21 protein-coding genes are annotated in these 24,157 nt (G+C 60.5%); 10 read left to right on the top strand and 11 right to left on the bottom strand.

Going from position 1 to position 24,157, the window contains the following annotated elements; all coding sequences use genetic code 11:
• Nucleotides 1–12: 12 nt before the first annotated feature.
• The 4 genes from CFBP6623_RS02405 to CFBP6623_RS02390 form a co-directional block, all read right to left on the bottom strand.
• A complete protein-coding gene (locus CFBP6623_RS02405) occupies nt 13–3,480 on the bottom strand; it encodes a chromosome segregation SMC family protein (protein WP_080842250.1) in 3,468 nt (1,155 codons plus the stop codon).
• A gap of 84 nt (nt 3,481–3,564) precedes the next feature.
• Entirely contained in the window at nt 3,565–4,245 is a 681-nt protein-coding gene (locus CFBP6623_RS02400) for a DsbA family protein (protein WP_046798533.1), read from the bottom strand.
• A 128-nt stretch (nt 4,246–4,373) separates the two neighbouring features.
• Nucleotides 4,374–4,895 (bottom strand): DUF721 domain-containing protein, encoded by a 522-nt coding sequence (locus tag CFBP6623_RS02395; protein ID WP_046798532.1) that lies wholly within the window; start codon nt 4,893–4,895, stop codon nt 4,374–4,376.
• Nucleotides 4,896–4,921: 26 nt separating this feature from the next.
• A complete protein-coding gene (locus CFBP6623_RS02390; protein WP_046798531.1) occupies nt 4,922–5,386 on the bottom strand; it encodes a hypothetical protein in 465 nt (154 codons plus the stop codon).
• A gap of 127 nt (nt 5,387–5,513) precedes the next feature.
• Between CFBP6623_RS02390 and mutY the strand changes: the two genes are divergently transcribed.
• The gene (gene mutY / locus CFBP6623_RS02385) at nt 5,514–6,623 is read left to right on the top strand and encodes an A/G-specific adenine glycosylase (RefSeq protein ID WP_062654338.1); all 1,110 of its coding nucleotides are present in this window, start codon (nt 5,514–5,516) and stop codon (nt 6,621–6,623) included.
• 82 nt (nt 6,624–6,705) lie between these two features.
• A complete protein-coding gene (locus CFBP6623_RS02380; protein ID WP_046798529.1) occupies nt 6,706–7,317 on the top strand; it encodes an HAD family hydrolase in 612 nt (203 codons plus the stop codon).
• 66 nt (nt 7,318–7,383) lie between these two features.
• Here the strand turns inward: CFBP6623_RS02380 and CFBP6623_RS02375 are convergent, their stop codons facing one another.
• From CFBP6623_RS02375 to CFBP6623_RS02365, 3 genes are all read right to left on the bottom strand, one after another.
• Complete coding sequence (locus tag CFBP6623_RS02375) at nt 7,384–8,898, bottom strand: Do family serine endopeptidase (protein WP_046798528.1); 1,515 nt, start codon at nt 8,896–8,898, stop codon at nt 7,384–7,386.
• Between the two features lie 289 nt (nt 8,899–9,187).
• Entirely contained in the window at nt 9,188–9,664 is a 477-nt protein-coding gene (locus CFBP6623_RS02370; RefSeq protein WP_046798527.1) for a hypothetical protein, read from the bottom strand.
• 554 nt (nt 9,665–10,218) lie between these two features.
• Entirely contained in the window at nt 10,219–11,364 is a 1,146-nt protein-coding gene (locus tag CFBP6623_RS02365) for a site-specific DNA-methyltransferase (protein WP_046798526.1), read from the bottom strand.
• A gap of 234 nt (nt 11,365–11,598) precedes the next feature.
• On the opposite strand from CFBP6623_RS02365, the gene CFBP6623_RS02355 reads away from it, so the two are divergent.
• Nucleotides 11,599–12,699 (top strand): hypothetical protein, encoded by a 1,101-nt coding sequence (locus tag CFBP6623_RS02355; protein ID WP_046798525.1) that lies wholly within the window; start codon nt 11,599–11,601, stop codon nt 12,697–12,699.
• Between the two features lie 64 nt (nt 12,700–12,763).
• Here CFBP6623_RS02355 and CFBP6623_RS02350 read toward each other — a convergent pair whose 3' ends face one another.
• Together CFBP6623_RS02350 and CFBP6623_RS02345 are read right to left on the bottom strand one after the other, a co-directional pair.
• Nucleotides 12,764–13,240, bottom strand: coding sequence for a DUF1284 domain-containing protein (locus CFBP6623_RS02350; RefSeq protein ID WP_046798524.1), 477 nt, complete (start codon nt 13,238–13,240; stop codon nt 12,764–12,766).
• A gap of 46 nt (nt 13,241–13,286) precedes the next feature.
• Nucleotides 13,287–13,967, bottom strand: a complete 681-nt coding sequence (locus CFBP6623_RS02345; protein ID WP_035218528.1) for a GntR family transcriptional regulator — start codon at nt 13,965–13,967, stop codon at nt 13,287–13,289.
• 234 nt (nt 13,968–14,201) lie between these two features.
• Here CFBP6623_RS02345 and CFBP6623_RS02340 point away from each other — a divergent pair, with 234 nt between their 5' ends.
• The 3 genes from CFBP6623_RS02340 to CFBP6623_RS02330 all read left to right on the top strand — a co-directional run bounded on the left by CFBP6623_RS02340 (nt 14,202) and on the right by CFBP6623_RS02330 (nt 15,534).
• Complete coding sequence (locus tag CFBP6623_RS02340; protein ID WP_004440401.1) at nt 14,202–14,891, top strand: HAD family hydrolase; 690 nt, start codon at nt 14,202–14,204, stop codon at nt 14,889–14,891.
• Nucleotides 14,892–14,962: 71 nt separating this feature from the next.
• Entirely contained in the window at nt 14,963–15,241 is a 279-nt protein-coding gene (locus CFBP6623_RS02335; protein ID WP_046798523.1) for a BrnT family toxin, read from the top strand.
• Nucleotides 15,220–15,534 carry a BrnA antitoxin family protein gene (locus CFBP6623_RS02330; RefSeq protein WP_046798522.1) on the top strand — a complete coding sequence of 105 codons (315 nt, stop codon included), beginning with the start codon at nt 15,220–15,222 and terminating at the stop codon, nt 15,532–15,534. The genes CFBP6623_RS02335 and CFBP6623_RS02330 overlap by 22 nt, the downstream gene beginning before the upstream one ends.
• A 71-nt stretch (nt 15,535–15,605) precedes the next feature.
• Here the strand turns inward: CFBP6623_RS02330 and CFBP6623_RS02325 are convergent, their stop codons facing one another.
• Nucleotides 15,606–16,145: a hypothetical protein gene (locus CFBP6623_RS02325; RefSeq protein WP_046798928.1), complete on the bottom strand. Its 540-nt coding sequence runs from the start codon at nt 16,143–16,145 to the stop codon at nt 15,606–15,608.
• 278 nt (nt 16,146–16,423) lie between these two features.
• Between CFBP6623_RS02325 and thrC the strand changes: the two genes are divergently transcribed.
• From thrC to CFBP6623_RS02305, 4 genes are read left to right on the top strand one after another with little or no spacing between them, the layout of a single operon-like run.
• Complete coding sequence (gene thrC, locus CFBP6623_RS02320) at nt 16,424–17,821, top strand: threonine synthase (protein WP_046798521.1); 1,398 nt, start codon at nt 16,424–16,426, stop codon at nt 17,819–17,821.
• 21 nt (nt 17,822–17,842) lie between these two features.
• The gene (locus CFBP6623_RS02315; protein ID WP_046798520.1) at nt 17,843–19,141 is read left to right on the top strand and encodes a M16 family metallopeptidase; all 1,299 of its coding nucleotides are present in this window, start codon (nt 17,843–17,845) and stop codon (nt 19,139–19,141) included.
• Between the two features lie 34 nt (nt 19,142–19,175).
• Nucleotides 19,176–19,775, top strand: a complete 600-nt coding sequence (locus CFBP6623_RS02310; RefSeq protein ID WP_046798519.1) for a GNAT family N-acetyltransferase — start codon at nt 19,176–19,178, stop codon at nt 19,773–19,775.
• A complete protein-coding gene (locus CFBP6623_RS02305) occupies nt 19,772–22,687 on the top strand; it encodes a sensor domain-containing phosphodiesterase (protein ID WP_046798518.1) in 2,916 nt (971 codons plus the stop codon). The genes CFBP6623_RS02310 and CFBP6623_RS02305 overlap by 4 nt, the downstream gene beginning before the upstream one ends.
• A 211-nt stretch (nt 22,688–22,898) precedes the next feature.
• Here the strand turns inward: CFBP6623_RS02305 and CFBP6623_RS02300 are convergent, their stop codons facing one another.
• Nucleotides 22,899–24,005 (bottom strand): zinc-binding metallopeptidase family protein, encoded by a 1,107-nt coding sequence (locus CFBP6623_RS02300; protein WP_046798517.1) that lies wholly within the window; start codon nt 24,003–24,005, stop codon nt 22,899–22,901.
• Between the last annotated feature and the right edge of the window lie 152 nt (nt 24,006–24,157).

The raw sequence follows: 24,157 nt of genomic DNA, 5'->3' as shown, positions 1-24,157 counted from the left end.
GGAAAAGGAGCCTCAGACGGCTTCGCGCAATTGCTCGGCGGTCTGCAAATCCACGGAGACGAGTTGCGACACGCCCTGTTCGGCCATGGTGACGCCGAAGAGGCGGTTCATGCGCGCCATGGTGATGGGATTGTGGGTGATGATGACGAAACGGGTTTCCGTCGAGGCCACCATTTCATCCATCAGGTTGCAATAACGCTCGACATTGTGGTCATCCAGCGGGGCATCCACCTCGTCCAGCACGCAGATTGGCGCGGGATTGGTGAGGAAGACGGCAAAGATCAGCGCCATGGCCGTCAGCGCCTGCTCGCCGCCGGAAAGCAGCGTCATGGTCTGTGGTTTCTTGCCCGGCGGCCGGGCGAGGATTTCCAGCCCCGCTTCCAGCGGATCGTCGGATTCGATCAGCTGCAATTCCGCCGTGCCACCGCCGAAAAGATGGGTGAACAGCCGCTGGAACTGCGAATTCACCACGTCAAAGGCGGCGATCAGCCGTTCACGACCCTCGCGGTTGAGATTCTGGATGCCGGCGCGCAGCTTGCGCACGGCATCGATGATATCGTCGCGTTCCTTGATGAGCGCTTCGAGCTTGGCGGAAAGCTCCGCCTGCTCTTCCTCGGCACGCAGGTTGACGGCGCCCAGCCTCTCGCGTTCGATCTTCAGCCGGTCGAGATCACGCTCGACATCGCGAATATCGGGCTTCGGCTGGTCCGGGCCAAGGCCGGTCAGACGCAGGGCCATATGCGGCTCGGTGTTCAGTGTTTCGCGGATGCGGTGTTCAGTCTCCTGCCGTTTTTCGCGGGCGGAAACCAGGCGTTCTTCGGCACGGCCGCGTTTTTCGCGGGCTTCGGCCAGTTCGGAAAGGGCCGTTGCAGCCACTCGGTCTGCACCGCGTTGCAGGTTCTCCGCCTCGGCCAGCCGGTCGGCGGCCTGCCGGCGGGCGTCCTCGGTCTTTTGCAACTCGTTGAGGAGGTTGCGGCGTTTCTCGTCGAATTCTTCCGGCGCTATATCAAGCTCGGCGATTTCATCGCGCGCCTCTTCCTCACGCGCACGCAACGTCGCGATGTGATCGGCCGCACTTGCCGCGCGCGATTGCCAGGTGGAACGCTCCTGCCCTATTGCCTGTATTCTGCGCTGGCGGCTTTCCGCCTCGCGGCTCACGCCCTCGTGGCGGGCGCGGGCCTCCGCCAGAAGACCGCGATCAGTCGCGACCTCCAGCTGGCTTTCGCGCAGCTTGAAATCCAGCACGGAAAGGTCAGGCGCATCTTCCATTTCGATGCGGGCGTTTTCTTCCTGAACGGCGATCTCGTCGACCTGCGCACCGATCTGGTTCAGCGCTTCGGAAACGATATCGCGACGACGCAGCAGATCGCCCGAAGCCCGTTCGGCTGATGTCAGCGCCTCTCGCGCTTCGGCAAGCTGACGGGTCGCGAGCCGGCTCCGGTCCCGCGCTTCCGAAAGCCGCAATTCGCTGCTTCTGATGGCCTCGGTTCTCGCGGCAAGCTGGTCTTCGGCCTCTTCCAGAATGGAGCGAGCCTCATCCAGTTCGGTCTCGATTTCGGCGAGGCGGTTCTTCTGCGACAGGCGAAGTGCTGCAGCGCCCGGGGCATCGGCACTGGCGATGTGGCCGTCCCAGCGGAACAGCGCGCCTTCGCGCGTTACCAGCCGCTGGCCAGCCTTGAGTGAAGGCAACAGGCGTCGGGCTTCCGATACGTCTGCAACGACACCGATCTGCGCCAGGGCGCGGCGCAGGGCATCCGGTGCCTGCGCGTAGTCCAGAAGCGGTTTCGCGCCCTGCGGCAAGGCGGGATCGCCCTCCCCGTCGCCATTGCCGGCCCAATAAGCGGGAGCGCCGGAATCGAGCGGGCTTTCGATATCGTCGCCAAGGGCGGCACCCAATGCCGCCTCAAAACCGCGCTCCACCGTCATTTCTTCCGCCACCGGCGTGAAGCTGCCATTGGCAGCAGCGCCGGAGGCGAGGATTTTGGTGATGGTGCGTGCTTCCGTTTCCAGCGCGTTCAGCCGGTTTTTCGCCGTTTCCAGCGGCCCGCGCGCCAGCGCTTCGGCGGAGCGCGCCTCGGCGACGGCGGCTTCGGCCTCCTCCGCCACGATCAGCGCATCCTCGACCGCGATTTCCGCCGCCTCTACCGCTTCTCGCCGTTCCGAAGGATCGGGAAGGCCGGAGAGTTTCTCATCGATGGTATCGATCTCGGCGGACGCTTCCTGCGACTGCCGTTCCAGCCGGAGCTTGCGGTCGGAAAGATCGCGGATCGCCCGTTCCAGCTGCTGGCGGGCGGCAGCAGCCTCGGCCCGCTCGGCGGTGATGGCGGTGAAAACGGCTTCGCTCTCCGCCAGTTTGACAGCGGCGGTTTCGAAGGCATCGCGTATTTCTTCCGCATGGCGGCCGGAATCGGAGAGGATTTCGAGGAGTTCGGCTTCCTCTTCATCGAGCCGTGCGAGTATCTGGGCATTGTCAGAGACAAGCCGTTCCTCGCGGATGATATCTTCGCCAAGCTGCGAAAGACGGCGCGCCAGCTCGTCACGACGGCGCAAAAGGCGGTTCGCCTCGTCATCCAGCTGGGTGCGGGCGATCTGCAGGCGTTGCAGGGCGGCGGCCACCCGCGCTTCATCCTCGCGCAGTTCCGGCAGTTTCAGGCTGGCGATGCCCTGCTGCTTGGCAGCTTCCATCTGGCCTTGAGCCTTTTCGGCGACGATATTTGTGGCCTGATTGAGCGCGCTTTCCGCCTCGCCTTCCGCTTCCTTCGCCTCCACCCAGCGGATGTGCAGAAGGGTCGCCTCGCGGGCGCGGATATCGGCCGACAGCATCTTGAAACGGTTGGCCTGTCGCGCCTGGCGTTTCAGGCTTTCGATCTGGCTTTCCAGCTGGGCGGTCACATCTTCCAGCCGCTCCAGATTGGTCTCGGCGGCGCGCAGGCGCAGCTCGGCCTCGTGGCGGCGGGAATGCAGGCCGGAAATGCCGGCCGCCTCTTCCAGCAACTGGCGGCGGGCCTGCGGCTTGGCGTTGATGAGTTCGCCAATACGGCCCTGCCCCACCATGGAGGGTGAGCGCGCGCCGGTGGAGGCATCCGCAAACAGCAGCTGCACATCCTTGGCGCGGGCTTCCTTGCCATTGATGCGATAGACCGAGCCGTTTTCACGCTCGATGCGCCGCGTCACCTGAATTTCATCGGCATCGTTGAAGGCGGCGGGCGCGGTGCGGTCGGAATTGTCAAGATAAAGGCCGACTTCGGCGGTGTTGCGGGCCGGGCGATTGCCGGAGCCGGAGAAGATGACGTCATCCATGCCGGATGCGCGCATGTTCTTGTAGGAGTTTTCGCCCATCACCCAGCGAAGCGCTTCCACCAGATTGGACTTGCCGCAGCCATTCGGACCGACGACGCCGGTGAGACCCGGCTCGATGATGAATTCGGAAGGTTCAACGAAGGACTTGAAACCGACAACGCGCAGCTTGTTGAACTTCATGCCGCCATGCTCCGGCCGGAAGACAGGCAATAAAAAACGGGCGAACGGAAATATCCGCCGCCCGTTTCTCTCAGGGTTCGGCGATCAGAGCAGCTTGTCGATGACAGCCGACATGTTTTCAACCGACATGTCTCCCGCATATTTCTTGCCGTTGATGATGAAAGTCGGCGTGGAGTTTATGCCGAATTCCGTCGCACCGCGTTGCATGGTTGCGTTCACATCATCCAGAAGTTTCTGGTTCGTCAAGCAGGCCTCGAAAGACTCCTGTGAGAAACCGGCCATTTTCGACAATTGCAGCAGGGCGGCGCGCGCATCCTGGGCTACAGCCCAGCTCTGCTGCTGCTTGAACAGCATGGAAACGAAGGGGAAATACTGTCCTTCCGGTGCGCAGCGCGCCAGCATGAAGGCGGCAGCAGCGCGCGGATCGAACGGGAATTCGCGCAGCACGAAATAGACCTTGCCGGTATCGATGTATTTCTTCTTGATCTCTTCGAAGGTCTTGTTGTGGAAGTTTGCGCAGTGCGGGCAGGTCATCGACATATATTCGACGATCTTGACGGGTGCGTTGGCATCACCCAGAGCCGCTTCCGGCAGCGGGCCGGGCTTCATCACGGCGGCCATATCCACGTCACCGGTGGATTCAGGCAGTTCCTGCGCCTCGGCGACACCGGGCGTGAAGGCAAACGGCAGGGCCGCGGCAACGGCGGCAAGGGCAACGCCGCCAAGGAGGCTGCGACGGGAAATGGTCAGTTCGGGAAAATGCATGAAAGCACCTGTTGGTAATAGACTCTATTGTCCGTTGATTCCGATATAGCGCCAGCCTGTTCATCACAAGCGGGGTTTTGAACTCTTCTTGTCAAAGAATTGTGACCAGTCAAGGACAGCGCCGTTCGTCAAATCGCCTTGCGTGGCGGTTTCTTCTGCAAGACCGCCGTGCCAAGCCGCTCCACCGCCTTGCGCAGCGCCTCGCTCTCGATGCCTTCCATCATGTCATCGAGACGTTTTGCCGCATCGCCGCGCAGCGGTGGTGGTTTTCTTTTGCGGGCAATGGTTTGGGAAACCGGCTTCTGCACGATCCGGATCTGGCGCACCGCCGGAAAGCCGAAAAAGCCGTTGATGCGGGCGATGAGTTCGCCCTGCGCATGGGTGAGGAACAAAGCGCGGGCGCCTTCGCAGGCAATGGTCAGCACGCCGGGCTGATAACCGCCGCGATCCGGCCCCTCGTCGCGGCGCGGCCAGGTTATCTTTTCCGGCCGGGTGCAATCGGCAAAGTCGTCACCGGCAATCTCGTCCCAGGAGCCGAGCAGCGCGGTGTTGATGCCCGCCCGCTTCGACAGCACGGGATCCATGATGCCGTTGGCGACTTCGGCGATCTGGACGACGCCCTTGCGGAATGAATCTGCGGGTTTCTTCATGCTCTCCTCGACAGAGGCGAAAGACCTCAAGCGGCCGCGCCGTCGTCATCTTCTTCACCGCGCAACAGCGCACGGAATCGCTGCCAGTCCCGGCGGGCGGCCAATCGTATCATTCCAGCCGCCAAACATCCAAAGAGGAAATATCCGGCGGTCAAAAACTGCAGATGCAATATTCCCGGTTTATCGGAGAGAAAGGCAATCACCAACATGCAGACCAACGCGACCGACAGGTATATCCACAGGCCATAGCAAAAAATCGCCCAGAAACCGGATTCAAAAATCCGAAAGCGGCGCGAAGGCTTTTGCCGCGTCCTTTCCAGTTCGCGAACATGCCGGATTATGCGTGCGATCGCCACGGCCACGCCGTTCTGCAACCCGAAACACAGCCGGCCGATGTGGTTCAGCAGGCTCATGATCAGGCACAGCGCCAGCAGAATTCCGATGACATACAGGAGCGGTTGAGGGATATTTTCCAGCAGCGCATCAGGCATAAGGGTCTTCCTCCGAAATCGGATCAGGGGGGCGATGTCATGGTGTTCATCGCCGGATGCGGTTTTCCACCTCGCCGCAACGGGTCTCCTGTTGCAGATTGCCGTGCCGTGTCTATGTTCAGCGGCGATGAACACACATACGCGGCAACAGATATCACATCCGACGGCGGAACACCTTCTCGCATGGTACGACCGGCACCATCGCGAACTGCCATGGCGCACGTCTCCAGCCATGGCGGCACAGGGGAAACGTGCCGATCCCTACCATGTCTGGCTTTCGGAGGTGATGCTGCAGCAGACAACGGTGCAGGCGGTCAAACCCTATTTCCTGAAGTTTCTCGCCGCCTGGCCTGATGTCAAGGATCTGGCGGCGGCGCCGGTCGAGGATGTCATGGCGGCCTGGGCGGGGCTTGGTTATTATGCCCGCGCCCGCAACCTTAAGAAATGCGCGGAAGCCGTGGCGCGCGACCATGGCGGCGTCTTTCCGGACACCGAAGAGGGACTGAAGGAACTGCCCGGCATCGGCGATTATACCGCCGCGGCCGTGGCAGCCATTGCGTTTAACCGGCAGGCGGCTGTCATGGACGGCAATGTCGAACGTGTCATTTCCCGCCTCTTCATCATAGATGCTCCCCTGCCCGGCTCCAAACCCGCAATGAAAGCGAAGGTGGCGGCGCTGACGCCTGCCGACCGGCCCGGCGATTTTGCCCAGGCGATGATGGATCTCGGCGCAACGATCTGCACACCAAAGCGGCCGGCCTGCGCGCTCTGTCCGTTCAATGGCGCCTGTCTGGCGCTTGCCCGTGACGAGCCGGAGCGTTTTCCGGTCAAGGCGGCGAAGAAGGCCAAGCCCGTGCGGCTCGGCGCCGCCTTCGTGGCCGTAAACAAAAGCGGCGAAATCCTGCTGCGGCGGCGCATCGATAGCGGGCTTCTCGGCGGCATGACCGAGGTGCCGACAACGGCATGGACTGCCCGCATGGATGGCGGCACCGATGCGAGCCACGCGCCCTTTGTCGCCGGCTGGCAGGCGGCAGGCGTGATTGTGCATGTCTTCACCCATTTCGAACTGCGGCTCACGGTCTATCGTGCCCAGGTGGCAGATGGCCTTGAAACCGGGCCGGATGACGGATGGTGGGAGCCGGTTACAAATCTTGACGCGCAGGCGCTGCCAACGGTGATGAAAAAAGTCATCACCCAAGCTATTCCATCCGCGTGTCGGCCCGAAAATCGAAATTGATTTTCGACAGGAACGATGCGCAACTCAAAGATTTAGAGCGTCTGAAAGGCGCGCTAATGTTCGATGAAAGCAGGAAGTTTCGATGACCAAGATTGAGCATATCGTATTCGACATCGGCAAGGTGCTGATCCATTACGATCCGCATATTCCCTATAGCCGCCTCATTCCCGATGCCGACGAGCGCAAATGGTTCTTCGAGAATGTCTGCACCCATGACTGGAACCTCGAACAGGATCGCGGCCGCCGCTGGGAAGATGCCGAAGCGCTGTTGCTGGAGCAATTTCCCGAGCGGGAAGAACATATCCGCGCCTTCCGCAAGTTCTGGCACGAGATGGTCTCGCATTCCTATGACGACAGCGTCGCGATCATGGTTGCCCTGATCAACAACGGCCACGATGTGACGATGCTGACCAACTTCGCTTCCGACACCTTTCGCGAAGCGCAGAAGATGTTTCCCTTCCTCACCTTGCCGCGCGGCGTGACGGTCTCCGGCGATGTGAAGCTCCTGAAGCCTGACGTGGCGATCTACGATCTGCACGCCCGGGAATTCGGCCTCAACCCGGCCACCAGCATCTTCATCGACGACACGCTGGCGAATGTGGAAGGCGCCAAGGCTGCCGGCTGGCAGGCCGTGCACTTCACCGGCGCGGAAAAGCTGCGGCAGGACCTGCGCGCCCATGGGGTGGAAGCCTGAAAATGACAGAACGGGCAGCTCCGAGGGAGTTGCCCGTTCCTTGAGATTGCACCGGAAACCCGGGGTTCAGCCCTGTGCGAAGGGCACGGCGACATAGGTCTGCGAATCGCCACGCTGGATGAGCAGCAGAACGGATTTGCGACCGGCCTTGCCCGCCTGCGCGATCGCCGCCTTGGCATCACCCGCCGATTTCACCGCTGTCTGATTGACCGAAACGATCACATCCCCCGCCTGCAAACCGGCCTCGGCTGCGGGTTTGGAGGGTGTCACGCTTTCGACGATCGTGCCCTTTTCATCCTGCGGGAGATTGAGGGCTTCACGGATCGCCGGGGTGATATCGGCCAGTCCGATACCGATCATCGGCAGGGCTTGCGATGAGGCATCGCCCTTCTGCTGGCCATTGTCAGGGGATGCCTGTGCGCTCTGGGCGTCGTTGCCGCCCACGGTCAGAAGCATGTCCTTGCTTTCTCCCTGGCGCCAGACCGTGACATGTTCCTTCTGGCCGGGCGACAGATCGGCGACCATGCGCGACAGGTCGCGCGGGGACTTGACCGGCTGTCCGCCGAGAGAGGTAATCACGTCGCCGGTCTTGATGCCGGCGCGGCCTGCCGGCGTACCCGCATCGACCTTGGCGACCAGCGCGCCTTCCGCCGTGGCAAGACCGATGGCATTGGCCACGTCAGGGGTCACCGGCTGTATCTGGACGCCGATGAAGCCGTGGTGGATCGATCCGTCCTTCATGAGACGGACAACGACGTTCTGCGCCTGGTCGGAGGGAATGGCGAAACCGACACCGACGCTGCCGCCATTCGGCGAATAGATCGCGGTATTGATGCCGACCACCTTGCCTTCGACATCGACCAGCGGGCCGCCGGAATTGCCGTGATTGATCGGTGCGTCGATCTGGATGAAATCGTCATAGGGTCCGCTATGCAGGTCGCGTCCGCGGGCCGAGACGATGCCGGCCGTGACCGTGGTGCCGATGCCGAACGGATTGCCGATCGCCAATATCTGATCGCCGGCCTTCAGCCTGTCGGAATCGCCCCAGGAAATCACCGCGAGCGGCTTGGGTGAGACGACCTTGAGGACCGCCAGATCGGATTTCGGATCAGCGCCGACAAGCGTGGCGGGAAGCTCCGTGCCATCATCCAGCGTCACCTTGATCGAAGTGGCATTGTCGATGACGTGATTGTTGGTGACGATATAGCCGTCCGGCGAGATGATGAAGCCGGAACCCAGCGCTTCCGCGGTCTGGGACTGGCGCTGCTGCGGCTGCTGTTGCGGCAGGGGAATGCCCTGCTGGCCGAAGAACTGGCGGAATTGCTGGTCGAACGGCGTGGTATCGTCGGTCGCCTGTTCCTGCGTCTTCATTTCCGTGGTGATGGTCACCACCGCCGGCTTGTCGGCGGTAACGATCCCGGCGAATGAACCGCCCGAGGTCACCGGACCGGGAACGGCCGATAATCCGGCCTGGGCAAAAGCGGGTGTGTTATGCAGAAAGACGGGCAGCACAAGCGGTGCGGCGACAAAGGCTGCGCCGAGCAAAGCTGCGATGCGATATCTGCGTAGAATACCGGACATGACGTTTCTCCTTTGTGAGGACATGCTCACGGCCTTAACCGGGAGGGGAGCAGGCTGGGCCGCACCCCGTGCAGCCGGCAGGCGCATGGTTTTTGAGTTTCCATTCGTTGTTTCGAAATCCGCGCGACCCCGTGGGGGATTGGATCGTTCTGACTTTTCTTCGAACCGCCAAAACGATCCAACTGTTTGTCCTGATGGCTGGAGGGCGGGTTCGTGCCCCGTCACCGCTCTCCGGCGCTATCTGCGGCGGCATGGCCGATCCTCGTCACGCGAGGACGGAAAGCCCCGGTCAGCTCATGCGGACGATGTTCCGGTCAAGTTGCCGGACTTCGCCCTGAAGGGTGGCAAATGCCTTCATGGGAATATGGCCACGATGCATTTGGGCGGTTTTCAGCGCCTGGGTACGGATTGCGGACGATTCATTTTCGAGCCTGTGGAAAGCGCTTGTGCTCAACCTGCCCTGCTGGCGTTCAAAATCGATCCGGTGGTCGGCGACACGAAGCTCGTGAAGCACACGAACCAGATGCGGTCTCTGCCCGTAAGCAGCAGGACCCGTATAGTTCATGTACATAGTGTTCATGGACAGGTCGTCATCGTTATGGCGGAAGAAATGTCTCCCACCCCGGTCGAAATCATGGGACCGTTCGCTATGCATTCCGCCGGAGCCGGAATGCTCGCCGTGCGAGTGTTCGGCCGCGAAAGCACCGCCGGTGGCGGCCGCCAGAATGAAGGATGCTATTGTGACTGTCTTGAAAAGCGAGCGCATGGCACGCCTCCTTGTTCATCGCAGGTTGGCCCGCGAATCCGGCTGTCTCGCATCGTCGCGTCGCGATCATTTTGGTCGCCGGCGACACTCAGCCTGGAAGAATATGTACTCCCCGCCGTGTATAGCGTCACGTTAATCTTCCGTAACGCGCAGGACATCTATTGTTAAGGCTGGGGAACTCGTCGCGGCCGGGCGGAGCGTCATGAATGGCTGATGAAAAGCCCGCGCAGGCCCAGAAAAGAAAATTGGCGCAGGCGGAAATGGCGGTCTCCGGCCTGCGCCAGTCCTGCCGCAAGCGGCATGGGACAGCAATGTTTTCGTGATCTGTCCGAACCGGATTTTCACAACCACTGCTTTGACCCAGACAGTATGGGCCGTCTCTTGCGCGAAACTTGTCTGGCTAAAGTTTTATATTCGAAAATACCAACGCCCGATACCGAGGTGCCGGGCGTTGGTCGTTCTCCATCCGGGACTGAAGGTACTAAACCGGACAGAGACGTATTCTGACAAGGGCGGGCGGTGGATCGTCCGTCTACAGCCTCCAAGGCTTTTGACTATTCGGCCTTTGCCATTTCACTGCGAATGATCGTTCTCAGATCATCGATCGGCTTCAATTCGTCGCCGTCCTCGAAATGCCAGAACGTCCATCCGTTGCATGCGTCGAGACCCTGCACCTTCGCGCCGAGGCGGTGAATGGAGCCGGCTGTCCCACCGGATGCCAGGGTACCATCCGCACGAATAATGGCGCTATAACGGCGTCTTGCATCCGTCAGAACCTGGCCGGGGCGAACGAGGCCGCTTTCTACCAGCGTGTTGAAGGCCACGCGCGGCTCAGCCTTCTTGCCGGTCATGACCGTCAGTTCGGCTTTGCCAAGCGGTTCGACGGCGGCGATGCGGGCGGAAGCCGCGTCGATATAATCCTGTTCGCGCTCGATGCCGACGAAGTGGCGGCCGAGACGCTTTGCGACAGCACCCGTGGTGCCGGAGCCGAAGAACGGGTCGAGCACGATGTCACCCGGTTTGGTGGAAGCCATGATGATGCGCGCCAGCAGCGCTTCCGGCTTCTGGGTCGGATGCACCTTCTTGCCGTCGTCACCCTTCAGCCGCTCATGGCCGCTGCAGATCGGGAACAGCCAGTCGGAGCGCATCTGCACATCGTCGTTGGAAGCCTTCAGTGCATCGTAGTTGAAGGTGTAGCTTTTGGCTTTCGGATCACGGCTTGCCCAGATCATGGTCTCATGGGCGTTCTGGAAACGGCGGCCCTTGAAATTGGGCATGGGATTGGTCTTGCGCCAGACGATATCGTTGAGGATCCAGAAATCGAGGTTCTGGAGCATGGCGCCGACGCGGAAGATATTGTGGTAGGAGCCGATGACCCAGATGGTGCCGTTCGGTTTCAGCACGCGGCGGCAGGCGAGCAGCCAGGCGCGGGTGAAGGCGTCATAGGCGTCGAAGGAGGCGAACTGGTCCCATTCGTCATCGACAGCATCAACCAGCGACTGATCGGGCCGGTGAAGCGTGCCGCCAAGCTGGAGATTATAGGGCGGGTCGGCGAAGATCGCATCCACCGACTGGCTCGGGAGGGCATCCAAGGCAGCGACACAATCACCTTTGATGATGCTGTCTTTCCAGGCGTCACTCTCGCCCGCACGATCAAAACCGGCACGCCGAAAATCGGCCAGCGGAAAAACTGCTGCCATTGGTACTCGCTCCATACGCTTACTCTCTACTGACGCTTATGGTTACCGAAGATGGTTATCAAAGCCTGAACAAGTCACGGAAAACGCAAAATAAATGGCTGTGGCGCCCGCCATGGGGGATTTGCGGCGATGGGCGGGGAACCCGAAGCGGCGCAAAAACGTTGTGCACAACGGGTTAGTCTGTCGCGCAGTTCGACGCGGCAGGAAGACGGCAATGGCAAGGGGTGATCCGCAATGGGGTCGATGATGAAAATGGCTTCTTTTTCCGTAAATGTCGTATGCGCTGCGCTTGTCGTTGCGGCGCTGCCGTTACCATTGCGGGCGCAGGCGCCGTCGGCGCAATTTAACGTGGTGACGGATGCGGTGCTGTTCGATGGCGGCCCCTCGCTTGGCAACAGCAACAGGGTGCGTTGGGATTTCTACAAGACCGACCGGGCCGGAGCGCGCACCGACGAAAATGCCGGCGGCTCCTATGACGCCACCTTCGAGGCAAAGCTGCCGGCGGGCAAATATGTCGGCGTCGCAGCGCTGGGCAATGTGAGCCGCGAAGTTGCCTTCGAGGTGAAGGATGGCAGCGTTGCAAGGCCGAAGGTGAATTTCGATGCGGCGGAACTGACTGTCGTGCCGAAACGCAGCCCCGACGGCGATGTGGAAAGCCAGGCGAAAACCGAAATCACCAAGGGCGATTTCAAGGACAGCGTCTATGGCCAGAATGCGGTCTTCGTGCCGGCGGGCGAGATTGTTCTCACCGGCAGCATCGGTCCGGCGCGAGTGCAGGAAACACTTGCCGTCAAGGCCGGCGAAACGATCAGCCACGAGCTCGTCATCCCGAGCGGCGTGGTGGTTGCCAAGGCGGTTTATGCGCAGGACGGCAAAGCGGTTGAAACGGACGACATACGTTTCGAGGCGATGTCGGGCAAGGAAACGCTTGATGGCACCCGCCAGACCATCAACGGCATTTACGGCACGGGCAAGATGATGGAAATGCCGGCAGGCGATTTCGTCATGCGGGGCCGTCTCGGCAAGGTGACGGTGGAACAGCCATTCACGGTGACCGCCGGAAAACGCTCGGAAATCACCGTTAATCTCGATGCCGGCGTTCTTGCCATCACCGCTCCCGGTGCGGAGCGGATTGATATCGTCGAGACCACCAAGGATCTTCAGGGTACGCAGAAGGAAATTTCCGGCCGCTACGGCACACAGCATCAGGAAACGCTGCATCCCGGCGATTATTCGGTGAAGGTAAGCTACGACAAGAAATCCGGGCGCGACCCGAAAGAGATCAAGGCAACGGTCAAGGCGGCCGAGCGGACCGAGACGAATGTGCCGGAGTAATGGCCCAGCCCCCTGCCCTCATTCCTGTGCCCGTCACGGGGATGAGGGTTTGGAATGTCGAACATCACAATTTCCGGCCATGCGGCCCATATTTGGGCCTGAGCATCGGATGCTTCGCAAACCGCGCCGCATCCTTCGGCACTGTCTGTAACGGCTCGCCGATCTTCACGCCCACGAAGCCAGATGCGGCGATGCGGTCACACAGCCTTATCCACTGGCAACCACGACAGGCCTGCCGGATGTCTCCCGCAGCGAAGGCAAGACGCATGTTCGCAAGAAAATCCGGCGTTGCCCGCAGCCGCTTGCCGCCGGTCAGTGCCTCACCCAAAAGCGCTGACACCGAAAGCCTGGCCGCCTCGTCCCGCTGCGCCACTCCTTCGTTAAAACAGTGCGCATGGCTTTCGCAGAGCAGGCCGGTGCAGATATCATCCGGTCCGTCCACCAGCTCGATATCCTCCTCACCCGCATTCAGGCGGGCGGCGACACGGTCGTAATTTTCGACGAAGCCCGAGGTATAGCCCTTGCCGACATAGGTCAGCATACAGAGAAGGTGGTGGGGGCGCAGCCGGACAGTCACGGGCGGCCGCCTATCCGACAATCGCAAAGGCGTCGCGCACCGAGCCGGACGAGGTGCGGATGGCCTTGCGGCCGATCCATTGCACATGTCCGTCGAGAATGCGCACCGCCTCCTCTGCCCTGCCGCCGCGCAGCGCATCGATGATCGCCCGGTGATCGGTATCCGTGCGACGCTCCCAGCCGGCCCGCCAGGCGGAAAACAGGAAACGAGCGCTTGCCGCATGCAGGCCGTCGATCGCTTCCATCAGGCGCGGCATGTTGCAGGGCGCGGTGATGAGGCGATGGAAGCGGCGATTGGCCTCTTCCCAGTGCTGCACGTCAACGGCGCTATCACCTTCCAGTGTCGCGGCCTCGGCCTGATCGAGAATGGCTGACGTCATGTTTGGAATGGCGTGGCGCAGCGCCAGAACCTCGAGCGCAGCGCGCATTTCTGCCACTTCGCGCACATCGTCAAGGCCGAAATCCGCCACCCGGACACCCCGGCGCGGAATGCTGGCGGCGAGCCCCTGCGCTTCCAACCTGCGAAACGCTTCGCGAACCGGCACATGCGACGCGCCGAATTCGGCGGCGATATGATCCTGCCGCAGCCGTTCGCCCGGCGACAGCTCACCGCGGACGATGCGGTCGGCGAGCGTGCGGCTTATGCGTGCGGCAATGGTGTCTTCAGGTGTGGTTTTCACTGGCTTGGGCATAATATCCCATAACGCATATGCCGCGCGACTGTGTAGCTGTTTTTGCAGGGTCCAGATGCGTAAAACCGAATATTCTAAATCAGTCAGCTGCTTATATTCCCCCCGTATTCGGAACGGGCAAGCTATGAGCCCGGTGGGACCGACCCTTGCGGGTGAGCCGGTTGAGCTTGGCGCGGACATGGTCTAAAAGCCCGGCATCACTTTTTCCAGGCACATTCGATACAGGGAGCGCCCATGAGCGGCTTCGACCTCATTATTTTCGACTGCGACGGCGTTCTGGTCGATTCCGAAATCATCGCGGCGCAGGTGGAATCCCGCCTTCTGACCGAGGCCGGTTATCCGATCTCCGTCGAGGAAATGGGCGAGCGCTTTGCCGGCATGACCTGGAAGAACATTCTTCTGCAGGTGGAAAGCGAAGCCAGCATTCCACTCTCCGCGTCGCTTCTCGACAAGTCGGAAAAGCTGCTCGACATGCGGCTGGAACGGGACGTGAAGATCATCGAGGGTGTTAAATTCGCCCTGTCGCGCCTGACGACGCCGCGCTGCATCTGCTCGAACTCTTCGAGCCACCGCCTCGACATGATGCTGACGAAAGTGGGCCTGAAGCCCTATTTCGCACCGCATATCTATTCCGCCAAGGACCTCGGCGCCGACCGCGTGAAGCCGAAGCCCGACATCTTCCTGCATGGCGCGGCCCAGTTCGGCGTCTCGCCCGACCGTGTCGTCGTCGTCGAAGATTCCGTCCATGGCATCCATGGTGCGAAGGCCGCCGGCATGCGGGTCATCGGCTTTACCGGCGCATCCCACACCTATCCGAGCCACGCCGACCGGCTGACGGATGCGGGCGCGGAAACGGTGATTTCGCGCATGCAGGACCTGCCCGCCGTGATTGCTGCGATGGCGGAGTGGGAAGGCGCTTTCTAAGTTGTGAAAGCGCTTCTTTCATGATCTGAGTAGCTACATTGATCTTTTAATAAATGTAGCTACATTAATTCATGAAAATTATATGGGACGAGCCCAAGAGGCTCGCCAATATCGAGAAGCACGGCTTCGACTTTGAAGATATCGATGGGTTTGACTGGGAGAACGCCATCATCGAGAAAAGCCTCACCGAACCGGGAAGTTCGCGTTTCAAAGCGATCGGATATTTTCGGGACGGGACTATGGCCGTTGTTTTTGCGACTGTCGGGACAGAAGCAATATCCATCATCAGCTTCCGACGGGCGAGTTCCAGGGAAAGAAGGAGGTTGCCATGGCCAAAGTTGCAAAACTGAAAGAATTCAAACCCGGCCGCGGCTATACCGAAGCGGATTGGGACGCCGTCGATTTCCCGGAGATGACGGATGAGGAGCTGGCAAATGCACGCCCCGCCCGAGACGTTTTGCCTCCTGCTTTCTTCGAAGCAATTGATGAATACAGAAAGACGCGTGGCCGCCCGCCGGTGGATAAGCCGAAGAAACAGGTAACATTGCGCCTCGATGAAGACGTGGTGGAGCGTTTTCGCGAAGGTGGCAAAGGATGGCAGAGCCGCATCAACGAGGCCTTGCGAAAGGCAGCTGGTATTTAAATCCGTTGCCATTCAAAAAAAACCGGAGCCCGCAAAAGCAGCCTCCGGTTTTTTACATTTCGCCCGTCAAATCACCGGCGCTTGGTCTTGGCCTTTGCGCCCTGCTCCGCGAAGCCGATGTAGACGCTGACCGACTTCGGTGCGCCGCCGGGTCCATTGGGAATGGCCACGTGGTCATTGTTGAAGATGAACTGCGTGCCAGCGGAGCCTGCCGGCACGTCGATGGCGAAATTGGTCGTTTCGCCGTAAATTTCACCGTCACCGTCCTTTACCGTCACGCGGATCGGAACCGTTACGCGGCCGGGCTTGGCCATCGGGCCGGGAACGAGACGACCCTGGGCCAGCACGTTCACCGTCAGCGTGGATTCGTTTGCAGTGCACGAGCGCGTCGTATCTGACAGCGAGACCTGATAGGCGAGCTTCTGCGGATCGTCCTTGGCGCCACCGGCATAAACGCGGTGGACGGCGCTGGCGTCGAGAACCGTGACCGTCGGGCAGTTGGCCTGCACCACCGGGGCAACGGCATTGGCCTGCGCCGCAGGAGGGTTGACGGCAAGCGAGTCCGACGGATTGGAGGAATTGCATCCTGCAACGACGGCCAGAAGCGACATCGCGGCGGACAAACGCAAGAAATTCCCTGACACTCTTCTAATTCCCTCTCCATTGTCCCGGAACCGAACCGGAGACGCTGTTTATTGACCTTTCACGCAGGTTGGCGATGGTCTATAGCAGCGACGCCGGAAAAAATCGATTGGCATGTTCGGTTTTGCTTGAATTTTCAAAAAAGCCCTTCATTACCTCGCCAATCGCCTCATTTCCGTGAGACGCTGCTGGAAAAGATGCCGAAGATCGGCGACGGACATACCGGTTAAGGACAGGGGACTATCTCGTGAAATATGTATCGACCCGGGGTGCGGCCCCTTCGCTTGGTTTCTGCGACGCGCTTCTGGCGGGCCTTGGCCGTGACGGCGGGCTTTACGTGCCGCGCGAATGGCCTTCCATGACGAAGAAGGAAATCCGCAACCTGCGCGGCAAGTCCTATCAGGACGTCGCCTTCGAGGTTCTCCATCGTTTCACGGGCGGCGAAATTCCGGCCGACAAGTTCAGGGCGATGATCGACGACGCCTATGCGACCTTCCGTCATCCGGCCGTCGCGCCGCTGACGCAGACCGGCCCGAACACCTTCGTGCTGGAGCTTTTCCACGGCACCACGCTCGCCTTCAAGGACGTGGCGATGCAGCTCCTCGCCCGCCTGATGGACTATACGCTGGCTGAGCGCGGCGAGCGCGCCACCATTGTCGGCGCCACCTCGGGCGATACCGGTGGTGCTGCGATAGACGCCTTTGCCGGGCGCGAGCGCACCGACATCTTCATCCTTTTCCCGAATGGCAAGGTCTCTCCGGTTCAGCAGCGCCAGATGACGACCTCCACCGCTTCCAACGTGCATGCGCTGGCGATCAACGGCAATTTCGACGATTGCCAGACGCTGGTGAAGGAGATGTTCAACGACGTTAAGTTCCGCGACAGCGTGAAGCTTTCCGGCGTCAACTCCATCAACTGGGCGCGCATCATGGCGCAGGTGGTCTATTATTTCACCGCCTCGCTTTCGCTCGGCGGCCCTGACCGGAAGATTTCCTTCACCGTTCCGACCGGCAATTTCGGCGATATCTTTGCCGGTTACGTCGCCAAGAAGATGGGCCTGCCGATCGACAAGCTGGTCATCGCCACCAATGACAATGACATTCTGGCGCGCACGCTGAAGACCGGCCGTTACGAGATGCGCGGCGTGAAGCCCACCACCTCGCCCTCGATGGACATCCAGATTTCTTCCAACTTCGAGCGTCTGCTGTTTGAAGCCTATGACCGCGATTCCGCTGCGGTGAAGGCATCGATGGATGGTCTGAAGCAGTCCGGTGCGTTTGAAATTCCGCCGAAGGCACTGAAATTCATCAAGAAGGATTTCCGTGCCGGCCGCGCCACCGAAAAGCAGGTGGCCGCGACTATTCGCGAGACACTTGAGAAGTCCGGCTACCTGATCGACCCGCATACGGCGACCGGTGTTTTCGTGGCGGAAAAGCATGAAAAGGCGGGAAGCCCGATGGTGGTTCTGTCCACCGCCCATCCGGCTAAATTCCCGGCAGCTGTAAAATCCGCTTGCGCAATCGAGCCTGCGCTTCCAGTATGGCTAGCTGACATTATGAACCGGGAGGAGCGTTTCGACATTCTGGACGCAGAGCTGAAAGCCGTGGAAACCTTCATTGGCCAACATGCACGCGCCGGCAAATAGAGACGCGGAAAGACGTTGAGTATGAGAGTTAATGTGACCCGGCTTTCGTCCGGGTTGACCGTTGTGACGGAAAGAATGCCGCATCTCGAAAGCGTTGCTCTTGGGGTGTGGATCAAATCCGGATCCCGCAACGAGACGACTGCCGAACACGGCATCGCCCATCTACTCGAACATATGGCGTTCAAGGGCACGGCGCGCCGCACCGCCCGGCAGATCGCCGAAGAGATCGAAAATGTCGGCGGCGAAGTCAACGCCGCGACATCGACGGAAACAACCTCCTATTATGCCCGCGTCCTCAAGGACCATGTTCCGCTCGCCGTCGATATCCTTGCCGATATTCTGACGGAATCTCTCTTCGACGAAGACGAGCTGGAGCGGGAGAAAAACGTCATCCTCCAGGAAATCGGCGCTGCGACCGATACGCCCGACGACGTGATCTTCGACAATTTCTCCGGTGTCGCCTATCGCGACCAGACCATTGGCCGCCCGATCCTCGGCACGCCGGACACCGTGCAATCCTTCACGACAGGCCAGATCAGACATTATCTCGCCCGCAACTACACGACGGATCGCATCTTCGTCGTTGCCGCCGGCGCTGTCGATCACGAAAGCTTCGTGAAGCAGGTGGAAGAGCGTTTCGCCTCGCTGCCGCAACTGCCTATCGCCACGCCGGTGCTTGAGAAGGCGATCTATACCGGCGGCGAAATCCGCGAAACCCGCGACCTCATGGACGCGCAGGTGCTTTTAGGCTTCGAGGGCAAGGCCTATCACGCCCGCGATTTTTATTGCTCGCAGATTCTCGCCAATATTCTCGGTGGCGGCATGTCGTCCCGTCTGTTCCAGGAAGTGCGCGAATATCGCGGCCTCTGCTATTCGGTCTATGCCTTCCATTGGGGCTTTTCCGATACCGGTATCTTCGGCGTGCATGCGGCCACCGGCAGCAATGACCTGCCGGAACTGGTGCCCGTCATTCTCGATGAGCTGCGCAAATCGTCGCAGACCATCCATCAGGAAGAAATCGACCGCGCCCGGGCGCAGATTCGCGCGCAATTGCTGATGGGGCAGGAAAGCCCAGCCGCCCGTGCGGGCCAGATGGCCCGGCAGATGATGCTTTACGGTCGGCCCATTCCCAATGAGGAGATGATGGAGCGCCTTGGCGACATCACGCGTGAACGCCTGACCGATCTTGCGGGACGGCTGTTTTTCGATACAGTTCCGACATTGTCCGCAATTGGCCCGCTTGAACATCTGCCGCCTCTTTCAGACATCACTGCCGCGCTTTCTGCGCAGCAGCCTGCAAGGATAAAGGCGAACGGCTGAGAAAATGGCGGTTTCTTCCGCACAGGGATGGTGAATGCTGCGTTTTCTTTCCCGACATAACGACACGCCTGAACTGCGCAGCGCCGACCATCTTCTCAGACTGCCGCGCTACAGCGATTTCAAGCAATGGCATGTGCTGCGCTCCGAAAGCCGGCAGTTTCTTCAGCCCTGGGAACCCACCTGGCGCCCTGATGAATTGACCGAAGGCTCCTTTCGCATGCGCGTGGTGCGCAACGGGCAGGAGTTTTCTTCCGGCACCGCCGTCTCGTTTCTGCTGTTCGAAAAGGAGACCCTCCTCGTCGGCGGCATCACCATCGGTTACATCCGCCGGGGTGCCGCGCAAAGCTGTATGATCGGCTATTGGACAGGCGAACGGCACGCCGCAAAAGGCCATATGTCTGCCGCATTAAAATTGGTAATACCCTATATCTTCAACGGACTTCAGTTGCACCGTATCGAGGCAGCCTGTATTCCGGAAAACTTCAAAAGCATCCGGCTTCTCGAAAATGCCGGGTTCCAGCGGGAAGGTCTCTTGCGGGAATATCTGAAAATCAATGGCCAATGGCGGGATCATATGATGTTTTCCCTTCTTGCCGACAAGCAAAGCTCCGGCGGAACGAAGTACGATACATGACCTACATTCACCCTGAGCCATGCCTTGCGAAACGTCTGGCGGCAATCGCGCTGGCTGTACCGTTTTTCCTGCTGTTCCTGCTTTTCTCTTCTTATTCCTACGCTTTCGAGCCGGTGAAGATTTCCCGCGACGACACCGCGCTTGATCTGACTGCCACCACCGATATCTATGCCAATCAGGGCGAAGCCTTTCAGGTCTCGACCGCGCCCGGCCCCGACGGCATCCGCCGCCGTATCGAGGTGCGCGCCAGTTCCACCGACCACCAGGGCGACTGGGCGGTTTTCGCGCTCGCCAACGTGTCGGAAGAACAGCTGGAGCGCGTCATCGTCGCCCCGCATTTCCGCCTCGTGAATTCCAAGCTGTTCTGGCCCGATCTCGGCTCGCAGCGCATCATGGCGATCACGCCGAGCGAAGGCTTCGCGCTCGACCGGCAGCCGAGCCCGGATGCCGACGTGTTCCGCATCACGCTCAATCCCGGCTCCGTCATCACCTTCGTTGCCGAGCTTTCCACGCCGCAGCTGCCGCAGCTTTATCTGTGGGAACCGGAAGCCTACAAGGACACGATCAACGCCTTTACGCTCTATCGCGGCATCGTGCTCGGCATTGCCGGCCTGCTGGCCGTACTTTTGACCATCCTTTTCGTGGTCAAGGGCACTTCGGTTCTGCCGGCGTCCGCCGCGCTCGCCTGGGCGGTTCTCGCCTATATCTGCGTCGATTTCGGCTTTCTCGAAAAACTCATCACCGTCACCTCAAGCGACCAACGAATATGGAGGGCGGGTGCCGAAGTGGCACTCGCCTCCAGCTTCGTGGTCTTCCTCTTCACCTATCTCAACCTCAACCGATGGCATGCGCATCTGGGTTATGCGACTTTTGCCTGGGTCGTGGGTCTGGCGCTGCTATTCGGTGTTGCTATCTACGATCCATCGGTCGCCTCGGGTATCGCCCGCGTATCCTTCGCGCTGACAGCGACCGCCGGCATCGCGCTCATCATCTATCTCGGTTTCAACAAATATGACCGGGCCATCTTGCTGGTTCCCTCCTGGGCACTGATCCTCGTCTGGCTGTTTGGTAGCTGGCTGACGGTGACGGGGCAGCTGGACAACGACATCGTGCAGCCGGCGCTTGGCGGCGGGCTGGTGCTGATCGTGCTTCTGATCGGTTTTACCGTGATCCAGCACGCCTTTGCCGGCAGCGCCTATCAGCAGGGTCTGTTTTCCGACCTCGAACGCCAGTCGCTGGCCCTGACGGGCAGCGGCGACACGGTCTGGGACTGGGATGTGACGCGTGACCGTATCGTCACCACGCCTGACATTTCCAACCGGCTTGGGCTGGAACCCGGCACCATGCATGGCGCTGCGCGCAACTGGCTGCCGCGCCTGCATCCTGACGATCGCGACCGGTTCAAAGCGACGCTCGACGTGCTGCTCGACCATCGCAAGGGCCGTCTCAACCACGAATTTCGCATTCGCGCCGAAGACGGGCATTTCCACTGGCTGCAAATCCGCGCCCGTCCGGTTCTCGGCTCCAATGGCGAAATCATCCGCTGCGTCGGTACCATCACCGATATTACCGAGCAGAAAAATTCGGTCGAGCGGCTGTTGCAGGATGCGATGAACGACAATCTGACCGGGCTTCCGAACCGGCAGGTCTTCCTCGACCGCCTGCAATCGATCCTCAATCTTTCACCCGACAGCGAGGGCGTGCGCCCGACGGTGATGGCGATCGATATCGACCGTTACAAGCTGGTCAATGATACGCTCGGCATTGCTGCCGGCGACAATATCCTCATCGCACTGACGCGGCGTCTGCGCCGGCTGCTGAAACCGCAGGATACGCTGGCGCGTCTCGGCGGCGATGAATTCGGCCTGATCCTGACCTCGGAGCGCGATCCGCAGCGTGTCGCCGATTTTGCCGATGCGGTGAACAAGGCGATCATGGTGCCGATCAATTTCGCCAATCGCGAAATCATCCTCACCGCCTCCATCGGCCTCGTCTCGTGGATCGACCAGCAGGAAAGTGCGGCCGGTCTGCTCAGCGACGCGGAGCTGGCCATGTACCGCGCCAAGCGCGCCGGCGGCAATCGCGTCGAACCGTTCCGCCCCGCCTTCCGCACCTCAGGCACCGACCGCCTGCAGATGGAAAGCGACCTTCGCCGCGCCATCGAACGCAAGGAGCTGTCGCTCGCCTATCAGCCGATCGTCAAGCTTGACGATGGCGAGCTGGCCGGCTTCGAGGCGCTGATGCGCTGGGAGCACCCCAAGCGCGGCAATATTCCGCCAAGCGAGTTCATTCCGATTGCGGAAGCCTCCGGCCTGATCGAACCGCTCGGCATGTTCGCGCTCGAACGGGCGGCCACCGACCTGATGGATTGGCAACATGCCATCGAGAAGATGCCGATCTTCATTTCCGTCAATATTTCCAGCGCGCAATTGCTGAACAACGAATTGTACAACGATGTGCGTGGCATGCTGACCCGCACGCGTTGCAATCCGCAGCAGCTGAAGCTGGAACTGACGGAATCCGTCGTCATGGAAAACCCGGAACAGGCGCGGCTTGTACTTTCCAAGCTGAAGGAAACGGGCTTGAGCCTCGCCATGGACGATTTCGGCACGGGCTATTCGTCACTCGCCTATCTCACCCGCTTCCCCTTCGACACAATCAAGCTCGACAAGGCGCTGGTGGCCAATACCAGCGACAAGCGCAACGTGCTCCTGCGCTCCGTCATCGCCATGGCGCGCGCGCTCGACATGCAGGTGGTGGCGGAAGGCATCGAAACGCCTGAAGATGCGGCCGAGCTTTCACGCATGAACTGCCATTTCGGCCAGAGTTTCCTGTTCGGTACCCCGGTCTCCGGCGATGCGGCGCTGAAGCTGTTGCGGGAGCGGTTCCAGCCGACGAAGCGGGCTTCGTAAGGGGACGGGGCGCGGTGATGTGTTGTGCCCTCGATGAGTGCGACGTCATCCTCGGGCCTGTCCCGAGGATCTAATCACGTCAACAAAATCAAAACGTTGCAGATCCTCGGGACAAGCCCGAGGATGACGGAGGAGAGGTGGTCGCTTTTCTCTCGCCTCGGATTTTTTCTACCTGCAAGCCAACGGGACAACGCAGATCCAGGCCGGGCATTCACTGCACTACCACATTCTGCCCTGCCATCGGCGCTTCATCCGCCGCCACCTTCCCATGCAGGAGGTCGTGAATGAACTCCATCTTGGTCACCACCGGCGGCGTCAGCACGAAGGGGTAGAGGTCCGCCTCCCCCATGCTGCGCTGGATGGAATTGATGGCGACACTGAGCGGGATCCAGGCCTTGACCAACTGTGCGGCACTGCGGGCATTGTAAGGATCGAATGTCACTTCGGCTGCCATTTCCTCATGCCCATCAGGATCGATTGCGACGCCGAAGGCGCGGGCGGTCTCAAGCGTATCGACGATATGCAGGTAATGGGCGAAACATTCGGCGAAATCCTCCCAGGGGTGGACGGAGGCGTAAGAGCTTATGAACGTCTCCTGCCAGTCGAGGCGCGGCCCCTGTTCGTAATTGCGTTGCAGCGCCGCAGCGTAGTCCTCGCGGTCATCACCGAACACCGCGCGGCAGGCCTCCAGCCGGTTCGCATCGCGCACCAGCTTGTTCCAGATGAAATGCCCGACCTCATGGCGGAAATGGCCAAGCAGGGTGCGATACGGCTCATTCATGTTGGTACGCACCTGCTCGCGCGTCACATCGTCGGCTTCCGCGGCGCGGATTGCGATCAGGCCTTCATCATGCCCGGTCATTGCCGGAATAACCGAGCCATCGGGTGCCACTTCATCGACCAGAAAGTCGAAGACAAGTCCACCGGCCGGATCAACATCACGGTTGGGATGTGGCAGGCCGAGCCGCAGGATCGAATAAAACAGGTGCCGCTGCGCCTGGCTGATGCGGCGCCACTGTTCGATCCCCTGCTCCGTGGCGATGTCCGGCACCAGACGATTATGGCTGCAGGCGGGGCAGAAGGCACTGTCGCTTTCCGCCGGCACCGCCCAATTGCAGATGTCGTTCACCTCATTGGCGCAGAAACGCACATGTTTTTGCGGCTCCACAACAATCTGCCAGTTCGGTTCGCCGGCCGGCGCCAGCGCTTCCATGGAAAGGCGCTCCGGCACGAAGGCAAGGCGATGACCGCAGGAGACGCAGAAACGATTGTCAAAATGGACCGGCTGGCCGCAGGATGCGCAGGAAAAAAGTCTCATTGATGAAACCCTTGCGATGGATCAGTTGGGAGAAGGCAAACATACGATGTCACCATGAACGGCGTAACAAACCCGTCGTTCCGGCATCCCATACGACAAGAGCGCATGTGCGATAACACATGCGCTCCAAGCGCCGCATCGTTAGAGAGGCG

The sequence above is a fragment of the Agrobacterium tumefaciens genome (genome assembly GCF_005221385.1).
GTDB lineage: Bacteria > Pseudomonadota > Alphaproteobacteria > Rhizobiales > Rhizobiaceae > Agrobacterium > Agrobacterium tomkonis.
This window is presented reverse-complemented; position numbering and strand designations above follow the sequence as displayed.